Annotated in this window: 18 protein-coding genes; 10 read left to right on the top strand and 8 right to left on the bottom strand. The window is 62.6% G+C overall.

All coding sequences use genetic code 11. The annotated features are described in order from the left end of the window. Positions 1-10 precede the first annotated feature (10 nt). Complete coding sequence (locus tag B9N88_RS10790; protein WP_027604859.1) at positions 11-979, top strand: ABC transporter ATP-binding protein; 969 nt, start codon at positions 11-13, stop codon at positions 977-979. Further along, entirely contained in the window at positions 979-1,950 is a 972-nt protein-coding gene (locus tag B9N88_RS10785; protein ID WP_017138288.1) for a peptide ABC transporter ATP-binding protein, read from the top strand. Before B9N88_RS10790 ends, B9N88_RS10785 begins: the two co-directional genes overlap by 1 nt. Positions 1,951-2,069: 119 nt before the next feature. Here the strand turns inward: B9N88_RS10785 and B9N88_RS10780 are convergent, their stop codons facing one another. Together B9N88_RS10780 and B9N88_RS10775 are read right to left on the bottom strand one after the other, a co-directional pair. Further along, complete coding sequence (locus tag B9N88_RS10780) at positions 2,070-2,315, bottom strand: hypothetical protein (protein ID WP_027604860.1); 246 nt, start codon at positions 2,313-2,315, stop codon at positions 2,070-2,072. A gap of 133 nt (positions 2,316-2,448) precedes the next feature. Continuing rightward, the gene (locus B9N88_RS10775) at positions 2,449-4,032 is read right to left on the bottom strand and encodes a peptide chain release factor 3 (RefSeq protein ID WP_027604861.1); all 1,584 of its coding nucleotides are present in this window, start codon (positions 4,030-4,032) and stop codon (positions 2,449-2,451) included. A gap of 331 nt (positions 4,033-4,363) precedes the next feature. Here B9N88_RS10775 and B9N88_RS10770 point away from each other — a divergent pair, with 331 nt between their 5' ends. From B9N88_RS10770 to B9N88_RS10750, 5 genes are all read left to right on the top strand, one after another. After that, positions 4,364-5,080, top strand: coding sequence for an ABC transporter permease (locus B9N88_RS10770; RefSeq protein ID WP_027604862.1), 717 nt, complete (start codon positions 4,364-4,366; stop codon positions 5,078-5,080). Between the two features lie 20 nt (positions 5,081-5,100). After that, positions 5,101-5,994 (top strand): glycine betaine ABC transporter substrate-binding protein, encoded by an 894-nt coding sequence (locus B9N88_RS10765; protein ID WP_027604863.1) that lies wholly within the window; start codon positions 5,101-5,103, stop codon positions 5,992-5,994. Positions 5,995-6,006: 12 nt separating this feature from the next. Beyond that, positions 6,007-6,660, top strand: coding sequence for an ABC transporter permease (locus B9N88_RS10760; protein ID WP_027604864.1), 654 nt, complete (start codon positions 6,007-6,009; stop codon positions 6,658-6,660). Continuing rightward, positions 6,657-7,814: an osmoprotectant ABC transporter ATP-binding protein OsmV gene (locus B9N88_RS10755; protein ID WP_027604865.1), complete on the top strand. Its 1,158-nt coding sequence runs from the start codon at positions 6,657-6,659 to the stop codon at positions 7,812-7,814. The genes B9N88_RS10760 and B9N88_RS10755 overlap by 4 nt, the downstream gene beginning before the upstream one ends. A gap of 400 nt (positions 7,815-8,214) precedes the next feature. Beyond that, the gene (locus B9N88_RS10750; RefSeq protein WP_014716890.1) at positions 8,215-9,378 is read left to right on the top strand and encodes a type III PLP-dependent enzyme; all 1,164 of its coding nucleotides are present in this window, start codon (positions 8,215-8,217) and stop codon (positions 9,376-9,378) included. A 49-nt stretch (positions 9,379-9,427) separates the two neighbouring features. On the opposite strand, the gene B9N88_RS10745 is transcribed toward B9N88_RS10750, so the two are convergent. Continuing rightward, entirely contained in the window at positions 9,428-10,177 is a 750-nt protein-coding gene (locus B9N88_RS10745; RefSeq protein ID WP_027604866.1) for a tetratricopeptide repeat protein, read from the bottom strand. Position 10,178: 1 nt separating this feature from the next. After that, entirely contained in the window at positions 10,179-10,859 is a 681-nt protein-coding gene (locus tag B9N88_RS10740; RefSeq protein ID WP_027604867.1) for a Fe2+-dependent dioxygenase, read from the bottom strand. Positions 10,860-11,065: 206 nt separating this feature from the next. Here B9N88_RS10740 and B9N88_RS10735 point away from each other — a divergent pair, with 206 nt between their 5' ends. Both B9N88_RS10735 and B9N88_RS10730 read left to right on the top strand, forming a co-directional pair. Continuing rightward, on the top strand, positions 11,066-13,369 hold the full coding sequence (locus B9N88_RS10735) for a TonB-dependent receptor (RefSeq protein ID WP_027604868.1): 2,304 nt from the start codon (positions 11,066-11,068) through the stop codon (positions 13,367-13,369). 132 nt (positions 13,370-13,501) lie between these two features. Then, the gene (locus tag B9N88_RS10730; protein WP_027604869.1) at positions 13,502-16,027 is read left to right on the top strand and encodes a PepSY domain-containing protein; all 2,526 of its coding nucleotides are present in this window, start codon (positions 13,502-13,504) and stop codon (positions 16,025-16,027) included. A 56-nt stretch (positions 16,028-16,083) separates the two neighbouring features. On the opposite strand, the gene B9N88_RS10725 is transcribed toward B9N88_RS10730, so the two are convergent. Genes B9N88_RS10725 through ptsP form a run of 4 tightly spaced genes read right to left on the bottom strand, consistent with a single transcriptional unit; the run spans position 16,084 to position 23,176 of the window. Beyond that, the gene (locus tag B9N88_RS10725) at positions 16,084-17,625 is read right to left on the bottom strand and encodes an alkaline phosphatase D family protein (protein ID WP_027604870.1); all 1,542 of its coding nucleotides are present in this window, start codon (positions 17,623-17,625) and stop codon (positions 16,084-16,086) included. A gap of 44 nt (positions 17,626-17,669) precedes the next feature. Then, positions 17,670-19,385: a PTS fructose-like transporter subunit IIB gene (locus B9N88_RS10720; protein WP_027604871.1), complete on the bottom strand. Its 1,716-nt coding sequence runs from the start codon at positions 19,383-19,385 to the stop codon at positions 17,670-17,672. Positions 19,386-19,396: 11 nt separating this feature from the next. Further along, the gene (pfkB, locus tag B9N88_RS10715) at positions 19,397-20,317 is read right to left on the bottom strand and encodes a 1-phosphofructokinase (RefSeq protein ID WP_027604872.1); all 921 of its coding nucleotides are present in this window, start codon (positions 20,315-20,317) and stop codon (positions 19,397-19,399) included. After that, positions 20,318-23,176 (bottom strand): phosphoenolpyruvate--protein phosphotransferase, encoded by a 2,859-nt coding sequence (gene ptsP, locus B9N88_RS10710; RefSeq protein WP_027604873.1) that lies wholly within the window; start codon positions 23,174-23,176, stop codon positions 20,318-20,320. 294 nt (positions 23,177-23,470) lie between these two features. Between ptsP and cra the strand changes: the two genes are divergently transcribed. Then, positions 23,471-24,466, top strand: a complete 996-nt coding sequence (cra, locus tag B9N88_RS10705) for a catabolite repressor/activator (protein ID WP_027604874.1) — start codon at positions 23,471-23,473, stop codon at positions 24,464-24,466. Positions 24,467-24,468 lie beyond the last annotated feature (2 nt).

The raw sequence follows: 24,468 nt of genomic DNA, 5'->3' as shown, positions 1-24,468 counted from the left end.
GGAGATTCCCATGTCACTGTTAGAAATCAAGAATCTCAATGTGCGCTTCGGCGACAAGACCGCCGTGCCGGTGGTCGATGGCCTCGACATTGCCGTCGACAAGGGCGAAGTCCTGGCCATTGTTGGCGAGTCGGGCTCGGGTAAATCCGTGACCATGATGGCGCTGATGGGGCTGATCGAGCACCCTGGCATCGTCACCGCCGACGCCCTGAACTTCGACGGCAAGGACATGCTCAAGCTGAGCAACCGCCAGCGCCGCCAGATCGTCGGCAAAGACCTGGCGATGGTGTTCCAGGACCCGATGACCGCGCTGAACCCCAGCTACACCGTGGGTTTCCAGATCGAAGAAGTGCTGCGCCTGCACCTGAAAATGTCCGGCAAGCAAGCCCGCAAGCGCGCCATCGAGTTGTTGGAAAAAGTCGAGATCCCGGGCGCCGCCAGCCGTATGGACGCCTACCCGCACCAGTTGTCCGGCGGTATGAGCCAGCGTGTGGCCATCGCCATGGCGATTGCCGGCGAGCCGAAACTGCTGATCGCGGATGAGCCGACCACCGCGTTGGACGTGACCATCCAGGCGCAGATCATGGAACTGCTGCTGGCCCTGCAGAAAGAGCAGAACATGGGCCTGGTACTGATCACCCATGACCTCGCGGTCGTGGCAGAAACCGCCCAGCGCGTGTGCGTGATGTACGCCGGCCAAGCCGTGGAAGTCGGCCAGGTGCCGCAGTTGTTCGATATCCCGGCGCACCCGTACAGCGAAGCGCTGCTCAAGGCGATCCCCGAGCACAGCCTCGGCGCCACGCGCCTGGCCACGCTGCCGGGTATCGTGCCCGGCCGCTATGACCGCCCGCAGGGTTGCCTGCTGTCGCCACGCTGCCCGTATGTGCAGGAAAGCTGCCGTGCCCAGCGGCCCGGCCTTGATCCGAAAAGCAACAGCCTTGCGCGCTGCTTCTACCCCTTGAACCAGGAGGTGGCGTAATGGCCGTCGTTCTTACCGCCCGCGACCTGACCCGTCATTACGAAGTGTCCCGTGGTCTGTTCAAGGGCCATGCGCTGGTACGCGCGCTTAATGGTGTGTCGTTTGAACTGGAAGCCGGCAAGACCCTCGCGGTTGTAGGCGAGTCGGGTTGCGGCAAATCCACCCTGGCCCGTGCGCTGACGCTGATTGAAGAGCCATCCTCGGGCTCGTTGAAAATCGCCGGCCAGGAAGTCGCCGGTGCCGACAAGGCCCAGCGCAAGCAATTGCGCAAAGACGTGCAGATGGTGTTCCAGAGCCCGTATGCCTCATTGAACCCACGCCAGAAGGTCGGTGATCAGCTGGGCGAGCCGCTGCTGATCAACACCAACCTGTCCGCCGCCGAACGCCGCGAGAAAGTGCAGGCGATGATGAAGCAAGTGGGCCTGCGCCCGGAGCATTACCAGCGCTACCCGCACATGTTCTCCGGTGGCCAGCGCCAACGCATCGCCCTGGCCCGCGCGATGATGCTGCAACCGAAAGTGCTGGTGGCGGATGAACCCACCTCGGCGCTGGACGTGTCGATCCAGGCCCAGGTGCTCAACCTGTTCATGGACCTGCAGCAGGAATTCAACACGGCCTACGTGTTCATCTCCCACAACCTGGCGGTGGTGCAGCACGTTGCCGACGATGTGATGGTGATGTACCTCGGTCGCCCGGTGGAGGTGGGCCCCAAGGAAGACATCTACGCGCGCCCCCTGCATCCGTACACCCAGGCGCTCCTCTCGGCCACCCCGACCATTCATCCGGATCCGAACAAACCGAAGATCAAAATCGTTGGCGAGTTGCCCAATCCACTGAACCCGCCGCCGGGCTGCGCGTTCCACAAGCGCTGCCCGTATGCGACGGCACGTTGCAGCAGCGAGGAGCCGCAACTGCGCGCCTTGGATAACCGCCAGGTGGCTTGCCACTACGCGGAGCAGTTCGTTGCCTAAGTAAAACAGCTGCTACGGAACATCAGATTAAAAATGTGTAAGCAGTGATACAGCGTTCTACAGCCCTTCCCGTCAGGTTGCGCATCAGCCTGGTGGGAGGGGCTTTCTTTTGGATGCAATTAACTGTCGCCGTCATCGTAGGTTTCGCTGTCTTCCCCTTCGTTGTAGGGGTTTTCTGCGTCCTCTTTTGGCGCAGGCTGGGCCTGGGGTTGCCAACTGCCGGAGTTGACCTCGTTCTGCTTTTTCTTGGTGACCGGCCCCGTGTCTTTCCACTGCGGCGCTCCTGCGCCCGCCAGTGCCGGAAGGGGCGCCAGCCCCAGGACGGCCAGCAACACCAGAGGGATGGCGCGTTGAGCATTTCGCACGGTGATCTCCTTTGCAGTCGGTGGTTAAACGCTAGACCCGATGCCGGATTCTCGCCAATCCCATGCCTGGAGGAGAAAAAAATGTGGGAGGGGGCTTGCCCCCTCCCACATTTTGTTTTGCGGCGCTCAGACCTTAGTGGTGCTCGCGGGTCGCGCGGAATTTCACATCCGGCCAGCGCTCTTCCATCAGCGCCAGGTTGACCCGGGTCGGGGCCAGGTAGGTCAGGTGACCACCGCCGTCGAGCGCGAGGTTTTCCACGGCCTTGTTGGAGAACTCTTCCAGCTTCTTCTTATCGGCGCATTCGATCCAGCGCGCGGAGTACACGGTGATCGGCTCGTAGGAGCATTCAACCTTGTATTCCTCTTTCAAGCGGCTGGCGACCACATCGAACTGCAGCACACCCACGGCGCCGAGGATGATGTCGTTGCTGCGCTCGGGGAAGAACACCTGGGTAGCGCCCTCTTCCGCCAGTTGCTGCAAGCCTTGGCGCAGTTGCTTGGATTTCAGCGGATCGCGCAGGCGCACGCGACGGAACAGTTCCGGGGCGAAGTGCGGGATACCGGTGAAGCCCAGCGTTTCACCTTCGGTGAAGGTGTCGCCGATCTGGATGGTGCCGTGGTTATGCAGGCCTATGATGTCGCCGGCGTAGGCCTCTTCGAGCTGTTCACGCTCGGAGGAGAAGAACGTCAGGGCGTCGCCGATGCGCACGTCCTTGCCGGTGCGCACATGGCGCATCTTCATGCCTTTTTCGTACTTGCCCGAGCAGATGCGCATGAAGGCAATACGGTCGCGGTGCTTGGGGTCCATGTTCGCCTGGATCTTGAACACGAAGCCGGTGAATTTCTCTTCCACCGGTTCCACGGTGCGCTCGTTGGCGACACGGGCCAGCGGCTTCGGTGCCCAGTTCACGACAGCGTCGAGCACGTGGTCGACGCCGAAGTTGCCCAGGGCGGTCCCGAAGAACACCGGGGTCAGCTGGCCGTCGAGGAATTCCTGCTGGTTGAACTCGTGGCAGGCGCCCTGAACCAGTTCCAACTGATCGACAAAGCGGTCGTACTCGTCACCCAGGTGGGCGCGGGCTTCGTCGGAGTCGAGCTTTTCGATGATTTTCACATCGGTGCGCTCGTGGCCATGGCCGGCGGTGTAGACAATGATGTAGTCGTCGGCCAGGTGGTACACGCCCTTGAAGTCGCGGTAGCAACCGATCGGCCAGGTGATCGGCGCAGCCTTGATCTTCAGGACGGCTTCGATTTCATCCAGCAATTCGATCGGGTCGCGGATATCACGGTCGAGTTTGTTGATGAAGCTGACAATCGGCGTATCACGCAGCCGGCATACGTCCATCAGCGCGATGGTACGTGGCTCGACGCCCTTACCGCCGTCGAGGACCATCAGCGCCGAGTCCACCGCGGTCAGGGTGCGGTAGGTGTCTTCGGAGAAGTCTTCGTGGCCCGGGGTGTCGAGCAGGTTGACCATGTGGTCTCGATACGGGAACTGCATGACCGACGTGGTAATGGAAATACCCCGTTGTTTTTCCATTTCCATCCAGTCGGAGGTGGCATGGCGGTCGGATTTGCGCGATTTCACCGTGCCGGCCACTGCGATCGCCTTGCCCATCAGCAGGAGCTTCTCGGTGATGGTGGTTTTACCGGCATCGGGGTGGGAAATAATGGCGAAAGTGCGGCGTTTCGCGACTTCGGCGGCCTGGTGGGTCATGGGAAATCGCCTGGCAGGTGAGTCAAAAAAGGGCGGCGAGTATAGCGCAAACCGCAGGTGCCGGACCACCGTTCACCCCATTGGGGGTGGCTAAATGCTGCCAAGTATGGAACCTTTTAAAAGGTAGAGACGTCCACTCCCCTGCTACCGCACTCGTAACAGGGGCTGAAAAATCAGCAAGTTAGCCTGACGAGGCTGCGCTCATGGCTCGATTTGATACCGCGTTGCCGGTATTGGCGAGCTGCTTTTCGCGACCCTATTCGCCGACAGCCAGGAATGGCATTGCCGCTCGGAAATGTGGTCGCCGACAAAAGAAAAAAGGAGTCCGCCTGTGGCTATTCGCTATGGCAAAGGGCTGATAGGAGGAGTGGTTGTCGTCGCTCTCCTGGCCCTGCTGGTCCACTGGATCGGCATCAACACGATCGAACTGTACCGCGACGATTTGTTGTTTTACCTGCAAGCTCATTTGATCCTGGTTCTAGTCTCCATGCTGGCCGCCCTCGTTGTGGGCATCCCCGCCGGTATCCTGCTCAGCCGACCGAACATGGTCGGGCGCGCAGAACGCTTCATGCAGATCTTCAACATCGGCAACACCGTCCCCCCCCTGGCCGTACTGGCCATCGCCCTCGGCGTCCTCGGCATCGGCAGCGGCCCGGCCATCTTCGCGCTGTTCCTCGCCTCCTTGTTGCCCATCGTGCGCAACACCTACGAAGGCCTCAAAAACGTTCAAGGCTCGCTGAAAGAAGCCGCCACCGGCATCGGCATGACCCCGCGCCAGGTGCTGTTTCGCGTCGAATTGCCGAACGCCGTGCCGATCATCATCGGCGGTGTGCGCGTGGCCCTGGCGATCAACGTCGGTACCGCGCCGCTGGCGTTCCTGATCGGTGCCAATAGCCTGGGCAGCCTGATTTTCCCCGGCATCGCCCTGAACAACCAGCCGCAACTGCTGCTCGGCGCCGCGTGCACCGCGTTGCTGGCGTTGCTGCTCGACGGCCTGGTAACCATGGCCAGCCGCCTCTGGCTGGAACGCGGGTTGCGTCCGTCTTAAGGCTTGGCAAAGGAATACACATGAAAAAAATCACCTTGATACTGAGCTGCGTCCTGCTGTTTGCAGGTCTTGCGCAAGCTGCCGAAAAACCCGTGATCCGCATTGGCGCGCGGGTGTTCACCGAACAGACCCTGCTGGCCGAAATCACCTCCCAGTACCTGCGCACCAAGGGCTATGACGCCCGCGTGACCGGCGGCCTGGGCAGCAACCTGGCGCGCAGTGCCCAGGAAAGCGGGCAACTGGACCTGATCTGGGAATACACCGGCGTGTCGCTCGTGGCCTACAACCATGTGGATGAGAAGCTCGACAGCGAACAGTCCTACGCCCGAGTGAAAGAGCTCGACGCGAAAAAAGGCCTGGTCTGGCTGTCGCCGTCGCGCTTCAGCAACACCTACGCCCTGGCACTGCCCGAGAAAGTGGCCGAGGAGCATCCAGAGATCAACAGCATCAGCGACCTCACCAACGCCATGGCAGGAGACACCAAGGAACACCGCCTGGTGGCCCTGGACACCGAGTTCGCCAACCGCTCCGACGGCCTCGCCGGCATGGTCAAGCTGTATGACATGAACCTGACGCGCAAAAACACCCGGCAGATGGACGCGGGCCTGGTCTACACCGCCCTGCGTAACGGCCAGGTGTTTGCCGGCCTGGTCTACACCACCGACGGTCGCCTCAACGCGTTCAAATTGAAGCTGCTGGCCGACGACAAGCACTATTTCCCGGACTACACCGCCGCCCCCGTGGTGCGCCAGGTTTACCTGGACGCGCACCCGCAGCTGGCCGCAGACCTTGCGCCACTGGCCGCGCTGTTCGACGACAAGACCATGCGCGAGTTGAACGCGCGGGTCGACGTCGACCATGAAAGCCCATCCGCTGTTGCCGCCGATTTCCTGCGCCAACATCCGATCAACTAAGAAGGAGAAGACATGGAATTCCTGAACGCCTTTTCCCATCTTGATTGGGCCCAGGTCCTGCACCTGACCTGGCAGCACATCACCTTGGTCGGTATCGCGGTGATCCTGGCGATTGTCGTCGGCGTGCCCCTCGGCGTGCTGATGACCCGCTTCCCGACCCTCGCCGGCCCGTTGCAAGCCAGCGCCACGGTGCTGCTGACCGTGCCGTCCATCGCCCTGTTCGGCCTGCTGCTGCCGTTCTACTCCAAATTCGGCCAGGGCCTGGGGCCGATGCCGGCGATCACCGCCGTGTTCCTCTACTCCCTGCTGCCGATCATGCGTAACACTTACCTGGCCCTCACCGGCGTCGAACCGGGCATCCGCGAAGCCGCCAAAGGCATCGGCATGACCTTCGGCCAGCGCCTGCGCATGGTCGAACTGCCCATCGCCGTGCCGGTGATCCTCGCCGGCGTGCGTACCGCCGTGGTGATGAACATTGGCGTCATGACCATCGCCGCCACCATCGGCGCCGGTGGCCTGGGTGTACTTATTCTGGCTTCCATCAGCCGCAGCGACATGTCGATGCTGATCGTCGGCGCCGTGCTGGTCAGTCTCCTGGCCATCTTCGCCGACCTGCTTCTGCAATGGCTGCAACGCTCGCTGACTCCAAAAGGACTGCTCAAATGATCGAACTTCAAAACCTGACCAAGACTTTTCAAAGCAACGGCAAAACTGTTTCGGCCGTGAACGACGTAAGCCTGACCGTCAACGAAGGCGAGATTTGCGTGTTCCTCGGCCCTTCGGGCTGCGGCAAGAGCACCACGCTGAAAATGATCAACCGCCTGATCAAGCCGACCTCGGGCAAGATCCTGATCAACGGCGAAGACACCACCGACCTCGATGAAGTGACCCTGCGTCGCAACATCGGCTACGTGATCCAGCAGATCGGCCTGTTCCCGAACATGACCATCGAGGAAAATATCGTGGTCGTGCCCAAGCTGCTGGGCTGGGACAAGCAGAAATGCCACGACCGCGCCCGCGAGTTGATGAGCATGATCAAGCTGGAACCCAAGCAGTACCTGCATCGCTACCCGCGTGAACTGTCGGGCGGCCAGCAACAGCGTATCGGCGTGATTCGTGCACTGGCGGCGGACGCGCCGCTGCTGCTGATGGATGAGCCGTTCGGCGCGGTCGACCCGATCAACCGCGAGATGATCCAGAACGAGTTCTTCGAGATGCAACGGGCGCTGAACAAGACCGTGATCATGGTCAGCCACGACATCGACGAAGCCATCAAGCTGGGTGACAAGATCGCCATCTTCCGCGCCGGCAAGCTGCTGCAGATCGATCATCCGGACACCCTGCTGGCCCATCCGGCCGACGAGTTCGTCAGCAACTTCGTGGGCCAGGACAGCACCCTCAAGCGCCTGTTGCTGGTGAAGGCTGAAGATGCGGCGGACAACGCCCCATCGGTGAGCCCGGGAACCCCGGTGGCCGATGCCCTGGAGCTGATGGACGAAACTGACCGCCGCTATGTGGTAGTCACGTGCGCCGAGAACAAGGCGCTCGGCTATGTACGCCGTCGCGACCTGCACCGTCAGACCGGTACCTGCGGCCAGTACCTGCGCGAGTTCAACGCCACGGCGGCGTATGACGAGCATTTGCGCATCCTGTTGTCGCGCATGTACGAGTTCAACCGCTCGTGGTTGCCGGTGATGGATGCGGAGCGGGTGTTCCTGGGTGAAGTGACCCAGGAGTCGATTGCCGAGTACCTGAGTTCCGGTAAGTCCCGTGGGGGCAAGACCAGCATTGTCTCCCCCGCCGAGACCGCCCTGGCCTGATCTTATGTGGGAGGGGGCTTGCTCCCTCCCACATTTGGTCCCGCGATCTGTCAGGGAAACACCTTCAATTATCCACATCCGGGGAACATCATTCCGTCACACGTGTCGGTTACATAAGTAGCTGCGCGCGGTCCCGCGACGAACGCGTGCAAAAACGCGACATTTTTAGTTGATCTATGGCCCCTCACGTCCTAAAGTTCGCGCCGAACGTCCATGCTGGAAACGATCCATCCGGCTCAAGTACTGACGACGAGACAGCAAGGCCAAGGGAAGCGACTATTCCCATGGCCTTTTTGCTTTCGGCGACATGCCTTGGGAAGTAGGCGAACCAAAGTGGGGATACGGAGGACGTTCATTTGCACCCATTGATCAATTTAGTTTGCCCTTAGGAGTTCCCAGCATGTCGATCAACGTCGAAGATTATTTCGCGCGCGCCACTTTTGACAAAATGAAGGCGTTCGCCGACAAACAGGAAACCCCGTTCGTGGTGATCGACACCGCGATGATCAGCCAGGCCTACGATGACCTGCGCGCCGGTTTCGAATTCGCCAAGGTGTATTACGCGGTCAAGGCCAACCCGGCCGTGGAGATCATCGACCTGCTGAAAGACAAGGGCTCGAGCTTCGACATCGCCTCGATCTACGAGCTGGACAAGGTCATGGACCGCGGCGTCAGCGCCGACCGTATCAGCTACGGCAACACCATCAAGAAATCCAAGGACATCCGCTACTTCTACGAGAAGGGCGTGCGCCTGTTCTCCACCGACTCCGAAGCCGACCTGCGCAACATCGCCAAGGCCGCGCCGGGTTCGAAAGTGTATGTACGTATCCTCACCGAAGGCTCGACCACGGCTGACTGGCCTCTGTCGCGCAAATTCGGCTGCCAGACCGACATGGCCATGGACCTGCTGATCCTCGCTCGTGACCTGGGCCTGGTGCCCTACGGCATTTCGTTCCACGTTGGCTCGCAGCAACGCGACATCAGCGTGTGGGACGCGGCAATCGCCAAGGTCAAGGTGATCTTCGAACGCCTGAAGGAAGAAGACGGCATCCACCTCAAGCTGATCAACATGGGCGGCGGCTTCCCGGCCAACTACATCACCCGCACCAACAGCCTGGAAACCTACGCCGAAGAAATCATCCGCTTCCTCAAGGAAGACTTCGGCGATGACCTGCCGGAAATCATCCTCGAGCCAGGCCGTTCGCTGATCGCCAACGCCGGCATCCTGGTCAGTGAAGTGGTATTGGTTGCCCGTAAATCCCGTACCGCCGTCGAGCGCTGGGTGTACACGGATGTGGGCAAGTTCTCCGGCCTGATCGAAACCATGGACGAAGCCATCAAGTTCCCGATCTGGACCGAGAAGAAAGGCGAGATGGAAGAAGTGGTCATCGCCGGCCCGACCTGCGACAGCGCCGACATCATGTACGAAAACTACAAGTACGGCCTGCCGCTGAACCTGGCGATCGGTGATCGCTTGTACTGGCTGTCGACCGGTGCCTACACCACCAGCTACAGCGCGGTTGAGTTCAATGGCTTTCCGCCGTTGAAGTCGTTCTACGTGTAAGACGCCCGCACACAAAAAACCCATGACATGTCATGGGTTTTTTTATGCCTCAGGCAAGGCTCACGGCCCGTTGGTGGAAGGCCTCGGCCAGCGCTCGAACCCGCGGATCACTCGCCGCCGCCAAGGCCGTGTGGGCTGTTCGCAGGAACTTCAGATTTCCGCCCGCCAGCGCCTTGCGCAACCACTCCAGCGCCGCCTCGACCTGGCCCCTGTCGGCCAACACCGCCGCGTAACTGAACTGCCCGCGAAAATCCCCGGCCTCGGCTGAGCGTCGATACCACTCCACAGCCGCCTCCAGGTCCCTCGGGCAAACCTGAGCGTCTTCCAGGTAGCGCCCCAGCAGGTTCATCGACTTGGCATGCCCCTGTTCTGCGGCTTGCCGATACAGGGCCAGCGCGTGCTGCGGGTTCTCGGCAACACCCCGGCCCGTCGCCAGCAGATTGGCATAGTTGTACTGGCCCCAATCCAATCCCGCGTCTGCCGCCAAACGGTATTCCCGCGCAGCCGCCGCTTCGTCGATGGCACACCCCCAGCCATGCTCCAGGCAACGCCCGGCCATATTGCGCGCCATTAAATGCCCGCCCTGCGCCGCAATCTGGAACCACCGCAGCGCCAGCGCTTCGTCGCGCGCAATACCGCGGCCTTCCAGCAGGATTTGCCCGAGCAAGGCCTGGGCATCCACCACGCCCTCCTTGGCCGCGATCAGAATCGCCTGGGCCGCGCGCACCGGCGAGTCGTCGAGCATGCCCTGCAATTGCTCAACGTTGAGCACTTCTTCGCGGCGCAATAAAAAGCCCATGTCAGACCTCGACCCAGCGACGCAACAGGTTGTGATAGGTGCCGGTGAGCTGGATCAACCCAGGGTGGTCGGGTACATCACGGCTCAATTGCTGGATGGCGCCGTCCATCTCGAACAGCAGGGTGCGCTGGCTGTCTTCGCGCACCAGGCTTTGGGTCCAGAAAAACGCGGCATACCGCGCACCTCGGGACACGGCGTTGACTTTGTGCAGGCTGGAGCCTGGGTACAGCACCATATCGCCGGCCGGCAACTTCACGCGCTGCAGGCCGAAAGTGTCCTGGATCTCCAGTTCGCCGCCGTCATAGTCATCCGGATCGCTGAAGAACAGCGTAGACGACAGGTCCGTGCGCACCCGTTCATGGCTGCCCCTGGCCTGGCGCACGGCATTGTCGATATGGAAGTCGAAGCTGCCACCGGCCGTGTAGCAATTGAGCAGCGGCGGGAAGACCTTGTGCGGTAACGCCGCTGACATAAACAGAGGATTTTTCCACAACCGTTCGAGCATTGCCGCGCCGATCTCCTTGGCCAGCGGGTGGCCTTCGGGCAATTGCAGGTTGTGCTTGGCTTTGGCGGACTGGTGCCCGGCGGTGATTTTGCCATCGGCCCAATCGGCGGTTTCCAGGGCGTGGCGGATGCGCTGCACTTCCTCGCGAGAGAACAGGCCGGGAATGTGCAGCAGCATGGGGCAATACCTGTAGGCAAAGAGGCGCCAATGGTATTGATTCTTATCCGCCCTGTAAAACGCCGGAGACGAACGAGAGCGTAAAAACCGTAAGGCAAAAGTGTAAAGAATGTAAATTCAGCGCGAATAGTAATGTATCGCAATTGATAGAAAGTCTTGTTCACCCTATATTCCGCGGCCTCACCTCCTTGGGGAAAGGACACGTCATGTCGCGCACCACCACAAAAACACCTGTTGGCTCACCCCGCATGCTGGCTTCGGCCATCGGCGTTGCGCTCAGCGCCAGCTCTGTCGCCCATCTGGCGCAGGCGGCCGAAGACACTGAACAAAAAGGCCAGCGCAACAGCATCGCCCTCGGCGCCACCAGCATCACCGGCGAAGAACAGGACAACACCGCGTACCAGGTCGAAAAAGCCTCTTCGCAAAAATACACCGCGCCGCTGGTGGACACGCCGCGCTCGGTGACCGTGGTGCCACAACAAGTCCTCAAGGACACCGCCGCCACCTCGTTGCAGGATGCCCTGCGCACCGTACCGGGGATTACCTTCGGCGCCGGCGAGGGCGGCAACCCCCAGGGCGACCGTCCATTCATCCGTGGTTTCGACGCCCAGGGCGACACCTACCTGGACGGCGTGCGCGACACCGGCGGCCAGAGCCGTGAAATTTTCGATATCGAGTCCATCGAAGTCAGCAAAGGCCCGAACTCCTCCTTCGGCGGTCGTGGCTCGGCCGGTGGCAGCCTCAACCTGGTGAGCAAGACTCCGCAAGCCCGGGACTTCACCAACGGCGGCTTCACTTACGGTTCCGACCAGACCCGCCGCTATGTACTCGATGTGAACCGTCAGTTCCTCGACGACAGCGCCGCGTTCCGCCTGAACCTGATGAGCCACGAACAGAACGTGGCCGGCCGTGACGCGGTCAATTACGACCGCTGGGGCGTGGCCCCATCGCTGACCTTCGGCCTGGGCACGCCGACCCGCGTCAACCTCAGCTACTACCATATGGAAAGCAATGACCTGCCGGATTCGGGCATTCCGTATGGCTACAGCTCTTCGACCGCCACCACTCATGCGCACGACAAACCCACCGACGGCGGCGACAGCAATAACTTCTACGGTCTCAAGGACCGTGACTTCCGCAAGACCCGCGCGGACATCAGCACGTTCTCCATCGAGCACGACCTGAACGACGACATGACGCTGAAAAACACCCTGCGCCATGGCAGCACCGGTCAGGACTACGTGCTCACGCAGCCGGACGATAGCCAACGCAACGTCAACCGTTTCGGCACGGTGTGGCGTCGCGCGAACACTCGCGTCTCCACCACCACGACCACCACCAACCAGACAGATCTGTTCGGCAATTTCCAGGCGCTTGGCTTCAAGCACAGCTACTCCACCGGCCTGGAATTCACCGGCGAAGAAACCCGCGTCAGCGGTTACACCGTCACACCGAACAGCAACCCGACGTGCACCGTGGCCGGCGGCGGCCGGGGTGGACAGTGCACCTCGCTGAGCAACCCGAATCCGGACGACGCCTGGACCGGCAGCATCGCGCGCAATTACAACGGCACCAACACCAAGGCCACCAGCCGTGCCGCCTATGTGTTCGACACCATCGAACTCGATCCGAAATGGCTGCTGAACGTCGGCCTGCGCTACGACACCTTCGACACCGAAGCCAACACCAACGCCGTACCGACCTCGACGGTCAGGGCGCGCAGCAAGGTCAAGGACGACAGCCAGTTCTTCAACTGGCAGGCCGGCCTGGTCTGGAAGCCTTTGGAGAACGGCAGCATCTACACCTCCTACGCGACCTCGGCCTCACCGGCAGGTGGACTGGTGGGCGAAGGAGTCGACAGCAATGCGATTCCTACCGGCATCAACACCAGCGACCTCAAGCCCGAAGAAACCGTCAACTACGAACTGGGCACCAAGTGGGACCTGTTCCACAACCGCCTGTCCCTGTCTGCCGCAGTGTTCCGTACCGAGAAGAAAAACACCCGCATCCTGGTGGACTCCAACACCTACGAAACGGCAGGCGAGTCGCGGGTCGATGGCCTGGAACTGTCCGCCAGCGGCAAGATCACCGAACAGTGGCAAGTATTCGCCGGCTACAGCTACCTGAAAGCCGAACTGGTTGACCCAGGCAAAAACGGCAACCGCCAGGGCGTCGTCCAGGCCGGTTCCAACAAAGGCAACCAAATGCCCAACACGCCGGAGCACTCGTTCAGCCTGTGGACCACCTATAACCTGACCCCGAAGCTGACCATCGGCGGTGGCGCGTTCTACGTCGATCAGGTTTACGGCGATGCGGCCAACACCGTGTATGTGCCCTCCTACACCCGCTACGACGCCATGGCCAGCTATAAGCTGAGCAAAAACGTCGACCTGCAATTGAACGTGCAGAACCTGACTGACAAGACCTATTACGACAAAGCCTACGCCTCGCACTTCGCCAACCAGGCGGCGGGCCGCACGGCGCTGCTGTCCACAAGCTTCCACTTCTAAACGGTCAGCAGCCCACAAAGCCCCACGCATCGGATGCGTGGGGCTTTTGCGTGTCAAACAGAATGTTTCTCGACAACCCACGGCATAATGCGCGCCGTGCCCTACATATTCAGATAGACGAGGCGGTCCGACGTGTTGAAGAAAACCCTGTTCCAGTTGCACTGGTTCTTCGGCATCACTGCCGGGCTGGTGCTGGCCTTGATGGGGATCACCGGGGCTGCGGTCTCGTTTCAGGATGAGATCCTGCGGGCGCTCAACCCAAGTGTGTTGAGCGTGGAGAAACGCGAAGCCGGCGTGCTGCCGCCCGCCGAGCTGGTGCGCAAGCTGGAAGCCACCGAAGGCAAGGCCGTGTCCATGCTGTGGGTGGAAAGCGAAAGCGGCAACGCCGCCCGCGTGTTCTTCACCCCGCCGCCGGGTGAGCGCCGTGGCCAGATGCGCTATTTCGACCCCTACACCGGCGACTACATGGGCGACGCGGTCGGCCAGGATGTACTCGGCTTTATCCTGCAACTGCACCGCTTCCTGGCCATGGGCGAAACCGGCCGGCAGATCACCGGCGCCTGCACGCTGATCCTGGTGTTCTTCTGCCTGTCCGGCCTGTACCTGCGCTGGCCGCGCCAGGTCGCCAACTGGCGTGCCTGGCTGACGCTGGACTGGCGCAAAAAGGGCCGCAGCTTCAACTGGGATTTGCATTCGGTGTTCGGCACCTGGTGCCTGCTGGCCTACCTGCTGGCGGCGCTGACCGGCCTGTCCTGGTCCTACGACTGGTACAGCCAGGGCCTGACCAAACTGCTGTCCGACGCGCCGCAGAATGAACGGATGCGCAAGCGCGGCCCACCGCCCGCAGGCCCGGCACCAGTGGCCAACTACGACGCGATCTGGAGCAGCATCTACAGCAACGCCGGCCCAGGCTTGAGTGCCTATAACATCCGCATGCCAGCCGTCGCCGGGCAACCCGCCATTGTCTATTACCTGCTCAAAGACTCCCCCCACGACCGCGCACTGAACCAGATCAACCTGGACCCGGCCACCGGCGAGGTCAAATCCCATGACACGTACGCCGGCAAAACCTTCAAGTCGCAGTTACTCACCAGCATCTACGCGCTGCACACCGGCAGTTATTTCGGCCTGGCGGGGCGCATTATCCTCACCGTCAGCTCGCTGCTCATGCCGTTGTTCTTCATCACCGGCTGGCTGCTGTACCTGGACCGTCGGCGCAAAAAACGCCAGGTACGCGACGCACGCAAAGGCCTCAGTGCCAACCACAGTGATGCCCCGGCCTGGCTGATCGGTTTTGCCAGCCAGAGCGGGTTTGCCGAGCAACTGGCCTGGCAGACCGCCGGACAATTGCAGGCGGCTGGCCTGCCGGTGAAGGTGCAGCCTCTGGGCAGTGTCAGCCAGGACGACTTGCGCCAGTCGGAAAATGCGCTGTTCGTAGTCAGCACCTTCGGCGACGGCGAAGCCCCCGACAGCGCCCGCGGTTTCGAGCGCAGCGTGCTCGGCCAGGATCTGTCACTCAAAGGCCTGAACTACTCGGTGCTGGCCCTGGGTGATCGCCAGTACCAACACTTCTGTGGCTTTGCCCGGCGCCTGCATTTCTGGCTGACCCACCAGGGCGGTAACCCACTGTTCGCCCCGGTGGAAGTGGACAGCGGCGACAGCGCCGCCCTGCTGCACTGGCAACAACAGCTTGGACAGCTGACGGGCCAGGCACCCGTCGCCGCCTGGCCGACCGCCCAGTATGAAAACTGGACGCTGAGCCAGCGCACCCTGCTCAACCCCGGCAGCGCCAGCTCGGACGTCTACCTGCTGGGCCTCACATCGCCATCGAAACAAAACTGGCTGGCCGGCGACCTGGTGGAAATCCTGCCGCGCAATTGCCCGTGGGCCATCGAGCACTTCCTCGAAGGCCTGGGGCTGATCGGCACTGATGGCGTGCTGATCGACGGCCTGCCACACACCCTCAACCAGGCCCTTGCGACCCGCCAACTGCCGGACAACCGGGCGCACCTGGTCGGCCTGCACGCTCAAGCGCTGGTGAACGCGCTCGCACCCCTGGGCATGCGCGAATACTCCATCGCCTCGATCGCCAGCGACGGCGTGCTGGAATTGATCGTGCGCCAGGAACGCCACCCCGACGGCAGCCTGGGTGTGGGCTCGGGCTGGCTCACCGAACATGCGGCCATTGGCTCGGCAATCAGCCTGCGCCTGCGCCGCAACAGTGGCTTCCACCTGCCGGAGGCGCCGGTGCCATTGATCCTGCTGGGTAACGGCACCGGCCTGGCCGGTTTGCGCAGCCTGCTCAAGGCGCGCATTGCCGATGGCCAGCAGCGCAACTGGCTGCTGTTCGGCGAACGCACCATCGCCCACGACTACCTGTGCCGGGACGAGCTTCAAGGCTGGCTGGCCAGTGGTGACCTGGCCCTGCTGGACCTGGCGTTTTCCCGGGATCAGGAGGAGAAAATCTACGTGCAGGACCGCCTGCGCGAATCCGCCGATGTCCTGCGTAAATGGCTCGCGGACGGCGCGGCGATTTATGTGTGTGGCAGCTTGCAGGGGATGGCGACGGGCGTGGACCAGGCGCTGGTCGACATCCTCGGGAATGAGACAGTGGAGCGCTTGATCGAACAAGGGCGCTACCGCCGGGATGTCTACTGATGTGATCCAATGTGAGAGGGGGCTTGCCCCCTCCCACATTTAGATTGCATTTCAGGTCAGACCGGTTGCAGCTTCTGTTCGAATACCGAGACCCCATCCAGGTCGCGCAAAATCACGGTCAACTCCGCTGTCTGCCCGTCAATCTGCACTTCGCCAAAAAACTGAAACCCGGCAAACGGCGAGGTGTTCTGCGCCGGCGGGGCCTTCTCGAACACCACCTCAGGGCCAAAGGTTTTATCCAAGGGATTCGGACCGAAGCTGCCCGCATTCAGAGGCCCGGCGACAAACTCCCAGAACGGCTCGAAATCCTGGAACGCCGCCCGATCCGGGTGGTAGTGATGGGCCGCGCAGTAATGCACATCCGCCGTCAGCCACACATGGTTGCGCACTTTCTGCGCGCGCAGAAAGCCGAGTAATTCGGCGATTTCCAGCTCGCGGCCCTGCGCCGGGCCTGGGTCATTGTTGGCAATGGCTTCCCAGCGCGGTACGCCGGGGCTGACTTCGCCGTCGGGCACGCCGAGGCCGATGGGCATGTCGGCGGCGATCACCTTCCACTGGGCCTGGGAGGCCTTGAGTTCGCGCTTGAGCCAGTCCAACTGCTCGCGGCCGAGGAAGGGTTTTTCACCGCCCAGGTTGTCATCGTTGGGGCCGCGATAGCTGCGCATGTCGAGCACGAATACATCCAGCAGCGGGCCATAACTGAGCGTGCGATAAATCCGCCCGCCGCCGTCCGCGCTTTGCCGGCGCATGGGTGAATACTCCAGCCAGGCCTGGCGTGCGTGGCCCACCAAGGTGTTGATGTCCTTGGTCTGGTAGCGCTCGTCGAGTTGCTTGCCGGGCGACCAGTTATTCACCACTTCATGGTCATCCCACTGCCAGATCTGCGGCACCTCGGCATTGAAGCGACGCACGTTTTCATCCAGCAGGTTGTAGCGGTAGTTGCCGCGATATTCGTCGAGGGTTTCGGCGACCTTGCTCTTGGCTTCGGTGGTGATATTGCGCCAGATGCGCCCGCCCTCGGTAGGCAATTGCGCGGGCACCGGGCCATCGGCGTAGATGGTGTCGCCGCTGTGGATAAAGAAGTCCGGCAGGCGCAGGCGCATGGCTTCGTAGATGCGCATACCGCCGATGTCCGGGTTGATGCCAAAGCCTTGGCCGACGGTGTCGCCGCTCCACACAAAACGGATGTCGCGGCGTTGGTACGGCACACTGCGCAGGTGGCCGAACCACGGCTCGCTGGCGACGCCGGTCTGGGCGTCTTCAAAGTGCACGCGGTAGAAAATCGCCTGGTCGGCGGGCAGTCCGGTGAGTTCGACGCGGGCGGTAAAGTCGGTGCGGTTGTCGGCCAGGGGCGAAACAAATCGACGCGGGTTGCTGAATACGCTGCGGGTGTCCCACTCCACCACCATCTTCGCCGGGCGGTCGCTGCGGCTCCAGATCATCGCGCGATCACCGAGCAGGTCGCCGGACTGCACGCCGTCGGTGAGTTGCGGCCGGTCCTTGACCGACGCGATCACCGCCGGGGCCAGGCCCGGCAGCAACAGGCCGGCGCCGACGACTTGCATCACGCGGCGACGGCCGAGATCGAAGTGGCTCATGCAGGTGCCCTCTTGAGTATCAAAAGGGCCACTAAAGCATGCGCTTATGACACCGGTGCGACAGCCAGCTCCACCGCTTCCGGACGCTTGATCAGCGCATACACCAAACCGGTCAGCAGGCTGCCGGCAACGATTGCCAGCAGGTACAGCAGCGCATGGTTCATCGCATTCGGGATCACCAGCACAAACAGGCCGCCGTGGGGCGCCGCCAGTTTGCAGCCGAAGTACATCGACAGCGCCCCGGTCAACGCGCCACCGGCGATGCTGGCCGGGATCACGCGCAACGGGTCCTTGGCGGCAAACGGGATCGCGCCTTCGGAGATAAAGCACATGCCCAGAATCATCGCGGCCTTGCCGGCCTCGCGTTCGGTCTGGGCGAACTTGCGTCGCGCCAGAAACGTGGCGATGCCCATGCCGATTGGCGGCACCATGCCGGCGGCCATGGTCGCGGCCATCGGTGCACCGCTCTGTGCCGCCAGCAAGCCGACGGAAAACGCATACGCCGCCTTGTTGATCGGCCCGCCCAGGTCGACACACATCATGCCGCCCAACAGGATGCCCAGCAGCACCGCATTGGTGGTGCCCATGGTCGCGAGAAAATCGGTCAGGCCCGTGAGCATACGCGCCACCGGCGGCCCCACCAGGTAGATCATCGCCAGGCCCGTGAACAGGCTCGCCAGCAACGGGATGATCAGGATCGGCTTGAGTGCTTCCAGGCTCTGCGGCAACTTCACCGCACGGGTGATCAGCTTGACGCAATAACCGGCGAGAAACCCGGCGAAAATCCCGCCGATAAAACCGGCTCCCAAAGTGCCCGCCAACAGGCCACCGATCATGCCGGGGGCAATGCCCGGGCGGTCGGCAATCGAGTAAGCGATGTAACCCGCCAGCAGCGGCACCATCAGCATAAAGGCGCGGTCGCCGACGGTTTTCAGCGCGGCCGCCAACGTGCCTTCCTGCTCAAACGCATGGATGCCGAACACGAATGACAAGGCGATCAGCAAACCGCCCGCCACCACCATCGGCAACATGAACGACACACCGGTCAGCAGGTGTTTGTAGACGCCGGTTTTTTCTTTCTTGGCCACAGTACCGCTGGCGGCACTTTCCACCGCGCCTTCGGCCAGGGCTTTGTTGAGGGTCGCCTCGGATTGCTTGAGCGCAATACCGGTGCCGCAACGGTAGATCTTCTTGCCGGCGAAACGCTCGGTGGCCACTTCAATGTCGGCCGCCAGCAGCACTACGTCGGCATTCGCGATGGCCTCGGGGCTCAACGGCGTACGGGCACCGACCGAGCCCTGGGTCTCGACCTGCAAGTCATAGCCCAGGCGCTTGGCCGTCTGCTGCAAGGCTTCGGCGGCCATGAAGGTATGCGCCACGCCGGTCGGGCAGGCGGTAATCGCGACGATACGCGGCGCATGCTTCGACGCAGCCGCTGCCTGGCTGACGACATACTCCTGGGCTTCTTCAGCGCCCCGGCGCAACACCGCCTCGACATCCGCCAGCGCCTGGGCCGGTGTGCTCTGGAACACCCGCTTGCCGACAAACCGCTGCATATCCACCGCCGCGCTGCTGACCAGCAACACCCATTCGGCGGCGTCGATGGTGGCCTGCGACAACTGGCGCTCCGGGCGCTGTACATCCACCACCTCGACGCTGGTGCTCCAGCCCTGGCGTTGCGCGGCGGCGTCCAACAAGCGGGCGCACAGCACACTGGTGACCATGCCGTTGGGGCAGGCAGTAACAATGGCTAACTTCATGACAATCCCTCTTATTGTTCTGTCAGCGGGCGTACAGCGACGCCGCTTTCAAGACGCGCCAGCTGCGCGGCGTCGCGGATGCCGAAACCGATCTGTGTCACCGCCATGGCGGCAATTGCCGTGGCGCGACGCAGGGTTTGTTCAGGCGCTTCAGACTCAAGCAAACCATGGAGCATCCCGGCCAGCAGCGAATCGCCGGCACCTACCGTACTGGCCACCGTCACCTTGGGCGGCGTGGCATGCAGGGTGGTGGCCCGGCTGTACCAGCTCACGCCCGCGGCACCGTCGGAGACGACCACATGCTCAACACCCTGCTGATGCAGTTGGCTGATGACGTTGGTGGCATCGCCCAGGGCATCGGCGAGCTCTTCGGTATTGGGTTTGATCAACCACGGGGCCGCCTTGAGACCGGCACGCAGCGCCTCGCCGCTGGTGTCCAGGGCGACTTTCAAGCCCAGACGCTTCAGGTGTTCCAACAGCCCCTGCAACCACTGCGGGCTGACGCCACACGGCAAGCTGCCGGCGACGACCACCGCATCATGGCCCGGCGCAATGCGCGTCAATTGGTCGAGCAACGCCTGCTGCGCCTGCTCACTGACCAACGGCCCCGGCGCATTGATATCGGTGACCCGGCCGTCCTGCTCGGCAATCTTGATATTGCTGCGGGTTTCGCCGGGCACGCGGATAAACGCGTCGGCAAAACCACGTTGTGCAATCAGCGCCTCGAAGGCTTGGGGATTGTCCTCGCCGAGAAAACCGCCCACGGTCACTTGATGGCCCAGGTCGGCCAGGACTTGCGCCACATTCACGCCCTTGCCGGCGGCATGGGTGAGCAGGGTTTCGCTGCGGTTGACTTCACCCGGCTCCAGGTGCGCCAGGCGTACCGTCAGGTCCAACGCCGGGTTCAGCGTCAGGGTCAGAATCCTTGCCATCTACACGGCCTCCACAAGGGCACGCACCTCGGCGGGCGAACCCACCGCCAGTGCTTTTTGCGCCAGGCCCTGGGCCTCGCTCAGACTGAATTCACGCACCCGCGCCTTCACTTCGGGAATGCTGCGGGCCGACACGCTCAACTCATCCACACCCAGGCCGACCAGCACCGGCACCGCCAGCGGGTCCGCCGCCAGTTCGCCGCACACCCCGACCCATTTGCCATGGGCATGGGCCGCACGCACGGTGATGTCGATCAGTTGCAGCACCGCCGGGTGCAGGCCATCGGCCTGGGCCGACAAGGTCGGGTGGCCACGGTCGATGGCGAGGGTGTACTGGGTCAGGTCGTTGGTGCCGACACTGAAGAAGTCCACTTCCTTGGCCAGCACCGGCGCCAACAGCGCGGCGGACGGCACTTCGATCATGATCCCCAGTTGCAGGTCGGCCACCGGGATTTCCAGGCGCAGGCGTTCGGTCATGTCGCGGGCCGCACGCCATTCATCCACGCTGCCGACCATGGGGAACATGATGCGCAACGGGCGGTTATCCGCCGAGCGCAGCAGTGCGCGTAATTGCGCTTCCATGATCTGCGGGCGTTGCAGGGTCAGGCGAATACCGCGTACGCCGAGGAAGGGGTTTTCTTCCTCGGCAATCGGCCAATACGGCAGCGGTTTGTCGCCGCCCACATCGAGGGTGCGCACCACCAGCGGGCGGCCACCGAGGCCGTCGAGCACACGGCGGTACTCGGCTTCCTGGGTGGCTTCGTCCGGGGCTTGGGGGTGGGCCATGAAAATCAGTTCGGTGCGCAGCAAACCAATGCCTTCGGCGCCCTGCTCCACGGCGCTGGCCACACCGGCGCTTTCGCCGATATTGGCGAACACCTCCACGGCGTGACCATCGCGGGTCAGCGCCGGCTCGTGGCGCTGGGCCGAGGCGGCCTGCAAGCGTTGCTCACGGGTATCGCGCTCGATGGTGGCGCGTTGCAGGGTGGCTGCGTCGGGGTCTACATGCAGGCGGCCACGTTGGCCATCCAGCAACAACGGCGTGCCGGCGGCCAGCAGCAACACCGCCGGGCCGGCACCGACCAACGCGGGAATACCGAGGGCCCGCGCGACAATTGCGCTGTGGGCGGTTGCGCCGCCACGGGCGGTGAGGATGCCGGCGACGCGGGCCGGGTCCAGGCGCGCGACGTCGGAAGGGCCGACTTCGTCCATTACCAGGATGTAGGCTTCGCTCGGCTCCTGGGCGGTTTCAACACCGCACAGTTGCGCCAGCACCCGGCGACCGATGTCGCGCAGGTCGGCGGCGCGCTCGGCAAGCAACGCGTCCTGCAACGATTCCTGCTGCTTGGCGGCGGCTTCGATCACGCTCATCCACGCCGCTTGTGCGCTTTCACCTTGCTTGAGACGGGTGTCGACTTCGTCGGTGAGTTCCGGGTCGTCGAGCATTTCCTGGTGGGTGATGAAAATCTCGCGGATGGCTTTGGCCTGGCTGCGTTCGATCAGGCCCTGGATATCCCGGCGCACATCGGCCAGGGCATCCTGCAGGCGCTGGCGCTCAATGGCCGAGGACTCACCGCGCAAGGGGTAATCGAACACCTGTTGAATCTGGATATGTGCAGGACCAATGGCAATGCCCGGCGCCGCAGCGATGGCCTGGAGCTGGCTGCCGGCCTGTGGCGCGCTGATCACTGGCGCAATATCAAGGGCTTCAGGCTGTGCGCTCACGGTCGGCAGTGGCTCGACCTCTTCGCCCAGGCCCTCTTCGACAGCGGCCAGCAGCGCGGGCAACGCATCGCCGGCAATCGTCGGTTCAGCAACAAATTCCAGCACCTGGCCACGCCGGGCGCCAAGGCTCAGCAGCTTGCTCAGGCTCTTCACCGACACGGCGCCTACCGGGCCGTCAACGATGCGCACGCGGATGTCGCCTTCAAAACTTTTGGCCAATTGCGCGAGGATCTTCGCCGGCCGTGCGTGCAGGCCGTGGGCGTTAGCCAGGGTGATGCGGGCGCTGGGCCAGTCAGCTGGCAGCTCGCCGCCAAGCACTTCGAGCACCGCGCGGCTGCTGGTGGCGCGGCCCAATTCCTGGCCACGGCCTTCAATCAACAAGGCGCACAAGCGTTCAAGCAAGGCCTGATGGGCTTCACCCAGGCTGGCCAGGCAGAACAGACCGTTTAGGGGCTGGCCGAGATAGCGCATGGGCTTGTCGGGCGTAACAAACGCCAGGCCCGGGCGCTTGACCGTCTGCTCGCTGTGCAGCCACCACAGGCCATCACCCAGGGGCAGCGCATCGACCTGCTGCAGCACTGCGGCAAACCCATTGCTGACGCAATCGGCCTGGCGCAGCAGGCGTGCGCCTCTCCAGACAAGCTCTTCGAAGTCATCGGCAGACACGCCCAGGCTGATCATCTGCGCGTCCAGCGCCAGCTCCTGGGGTGCGCCCTGCAGCAGTTTCAGCAAGGCTTCAGCCGTGCCGGCGCGGCGCAACGCCTGGCCCAGGTCGGTTTCACCGAGGGCGCGGGTGAGCAGTTGCAGCAGGCGCAGGTGTTCGTCGGATTTGGCGGCAATACCAATGGCCAGGTACACAATCTGCCCATCGCCCCAGTCCACCCCTTCGGGGAACTGCAACAGGCGCACGCCGGTGGAAAACACCTGGTCGCGGGTTTCGGGGGTGCCATGGGGGATGGCAATACCTTGGCCAAGAAAGGTCGAGCCTTGGGCTTCACGGGCTTGCAAGCCGCTGAGATATCCCTCGGCGACCAGGCCATCGGCCACCAGTTTGTCAGCGAGCAGGTGCAGGGCAGCAGATTTATCCACAGCCACCTGGCCCATGGAAATCTGCTCTACAGTGAGCTCAAGCATGCCGTTCTCCTAGTTAGTGCGATGGACGCACTAGGTATTGTTTTGAATAAAACAGTGTAATGGTGTTCCGGGACAGCTGACCGAGTAGTCAATTGGCAGTAGGCACTCAGTGGCTAACGTCGTAAAAATACGCTGGCTGAAACGTTTAATCTAGAATTTATGGCAGGTTACGCGTTAATTGCGCATCCTTGAAGGACCACTCGGCACTTGAGCTGAGACATTAGTCGTGTGCAGGAATCGGTTACGATTGGACAAAATGTCGGGGCGAGCTCCAAAAAACAAGGAAATCCCGGTTTGAAACTCAGTGATATCGCACGTCTGGCCGGTGTGTCCGTGACCACCGCCAGCTATGTCATCAATGGCAAAGCCGCACAGCAACGCATCAGCAGCGCGACCGTCGAGCGCGTGCGTGCCGTGGTTGAAGCCCATGGCTTTACGCCCAACCCCCAGGCCGCCGGGCTGCGCAGCCGGCATACCCGTACCCTGGGGTTCATCCTCCCGGATCTGGAAAACCCCAGTTACGCACGTATCGCCAAGCTGCTGGAGCAAGGTGCACGGGCCCGCGGCTATCAGTTGCTGATCGCCAGCTCAGACGATGAAGCCGACAGCGAGCGCCAACTGCTGCAACTGTTCCGCGCCCGCCGTTGCGACGCGCTGTTCGTCGCCAGTTGCCTGCCGGCCAGCGATGACAGTTACCGCGAGCTGCAAGCCAAGGGTTTACCGGTGATTGCCATCGACCGGGTGATGGGGGCGGACCAGTTCTGCTCGGTGGTCAGCGACGACCGCCAGGCCTGCCAGCAATTGACCAGCAGCTTGCTGCAACCGCTGCCCAAGCAGATCGTGCTGATTGGCGCGCGGCCCGAGCTGAGCATCAGCCAGGAGCGTGCGGCCGGTTTCCGTGAAGCGCTCGGCGGTTTCACCGGCGAGGTCATCGTCGAACACGGCGAAGCCTTCAGCCGCGACTGTGGCCGACAGCTGATGGAGCAACTTCTGCATCAACTGGGGCACTTGCCTGACGCCTTGGTGACCACGTCCTACGTGCTGCTGCAAGGCGTGTTCGACGCACTGCATGACTTCCCGCTCAAGTCACGCCCGCTGCGCCTGGGCACGTTTGGTGACACCCAGTTGCTGGACTTCCTGCCGCTGCCGGTCAACGCCATGGCCCAGCAACATCAGCTGATTGCCGACACCGCCCTGCGCCTGGCCCTGGCCGCCATTGAAGAAGAACAATACCAACCGGGCGTGCACGCCATCGGCCGGACCTTCAAGCAGCGTATCCACGAGGCCTGAGC

It is taken from the genome of Pseudomonas sp. LAMO17WK12:I1 (assembly GCF_900177315.1).
GTDB classification, from domain to species: Bacteria; Pseudomonadota; Gammaproteobacteria; order Pseudomonadales; family Pseudomonadaceae; genus Aquipseudomonas; species Aquipseudomonas marginalis.
This window is presented reverse-complemented; position numbering and strand designations above follow the sequence as displayed.

Excerpts from the sequence above, each read along its gene's own strand:
- B9N88_RS10790 (WP_027604859.1), top strand. The coding sequence starts at position 11 with ATGTCACTGTTAGAAATCAAGAATCTCAATGTGCGCTTCGGCGACAAG.
- B9N88_RS10785 (WP_017138288.1), top strand. The coding sequence starts at position 979 with ATGGCCGTCGTTCTTACCGCCCGCGACCTGACCCGTCATTACGAAGTG.
- B9N88_RS10775 (WP_027604861.1), bottom strand. The coding sequence starts at position 4,032 with ATGACCCACCAGGCCGCCGAAGTCGCGAAACGCCGCACTTTCGCCATT.
- B9N88_RS10765 (WP_027604863.1), top strand. The coding sequence starts at position 5,101 with ATGAAAAAAATCACCTTGATACTGAGCTGCGTCCTGCTGTTTGCAGGT.
- B9N88_RS10760 (WP_027604864.1), top strand. The coding sequence starts at position 6,007 with ATGGAATTCCTGAACGCCTTTTCCCATCTTGATTGGGCCCAGGTCCTG.
- B9N88_RS10755 (WP_027604865.1), top strand. The coding sequence starts at position 6,657 with ATGATCGAACTTCAAAACCTGACCAAGACTTTTCAAAGCAACGGCAAA.
- B9N88_RS10750 (WP_014716890.1), top strand. The coding sequence starts at position 8,215 with ATGTCGATCAACGTCGAAGATTATTTCGCGCGCGCCACTTTTGACAAA.
- B9N88_RS10745 (WP_027604866.1), bottom strand. The coding sequence starts at position 10,177 with ATGGGCTTTTTATTGCGCCGCGAAGAAGTGCTCAACGTTGAGCAATTG.
- B9N88_RS10740 (WP_027604867.1), bottom strand. The coding sequence starts at position 10,859 with ATGCTGCTGCACATTCCCGGCCTGTTCTCTCGCGAGGAAGTGCAGCGC.
- B9N88_RS10735 (WP_027604868.1), top strand. The coding sequence starts at position 11,066 with ATGTCGCGCACCACCACAAAAACACCTGTTGGCTCACCCCGCATGCTG.
- B9N88_RS10725 (WP_027604870.1), bottom strand. The coding sequence starts at position 17,625 with ATGAGCCACTTCGATCTCGGCCGTCGCCGCGTGATGCAAGTCGTCGGC.
- B9N88_RS10720 (WP_027604871.1), bottom strand. The coding sequence starts at position 19,385 with ATGAAGTTAGCCATTGTTACTGCCTGCCCCAACGGCATGGTCACCAGT.
- pfkB (WP_027604872.1), bottom strand. The coding sequence starts at position 20,317 with ATGGCAAGGATTCTGACCCTGACGCTGAACCCGGCGTTGGACCTGACG.
- ptsP (WP_027604873.1), bottom strand. The coding sequence starts at position 23,176 with ATGCTTGAGCTCACTGTAGAGCAGATTTCCATGGGCCAGGTGGCTGTG.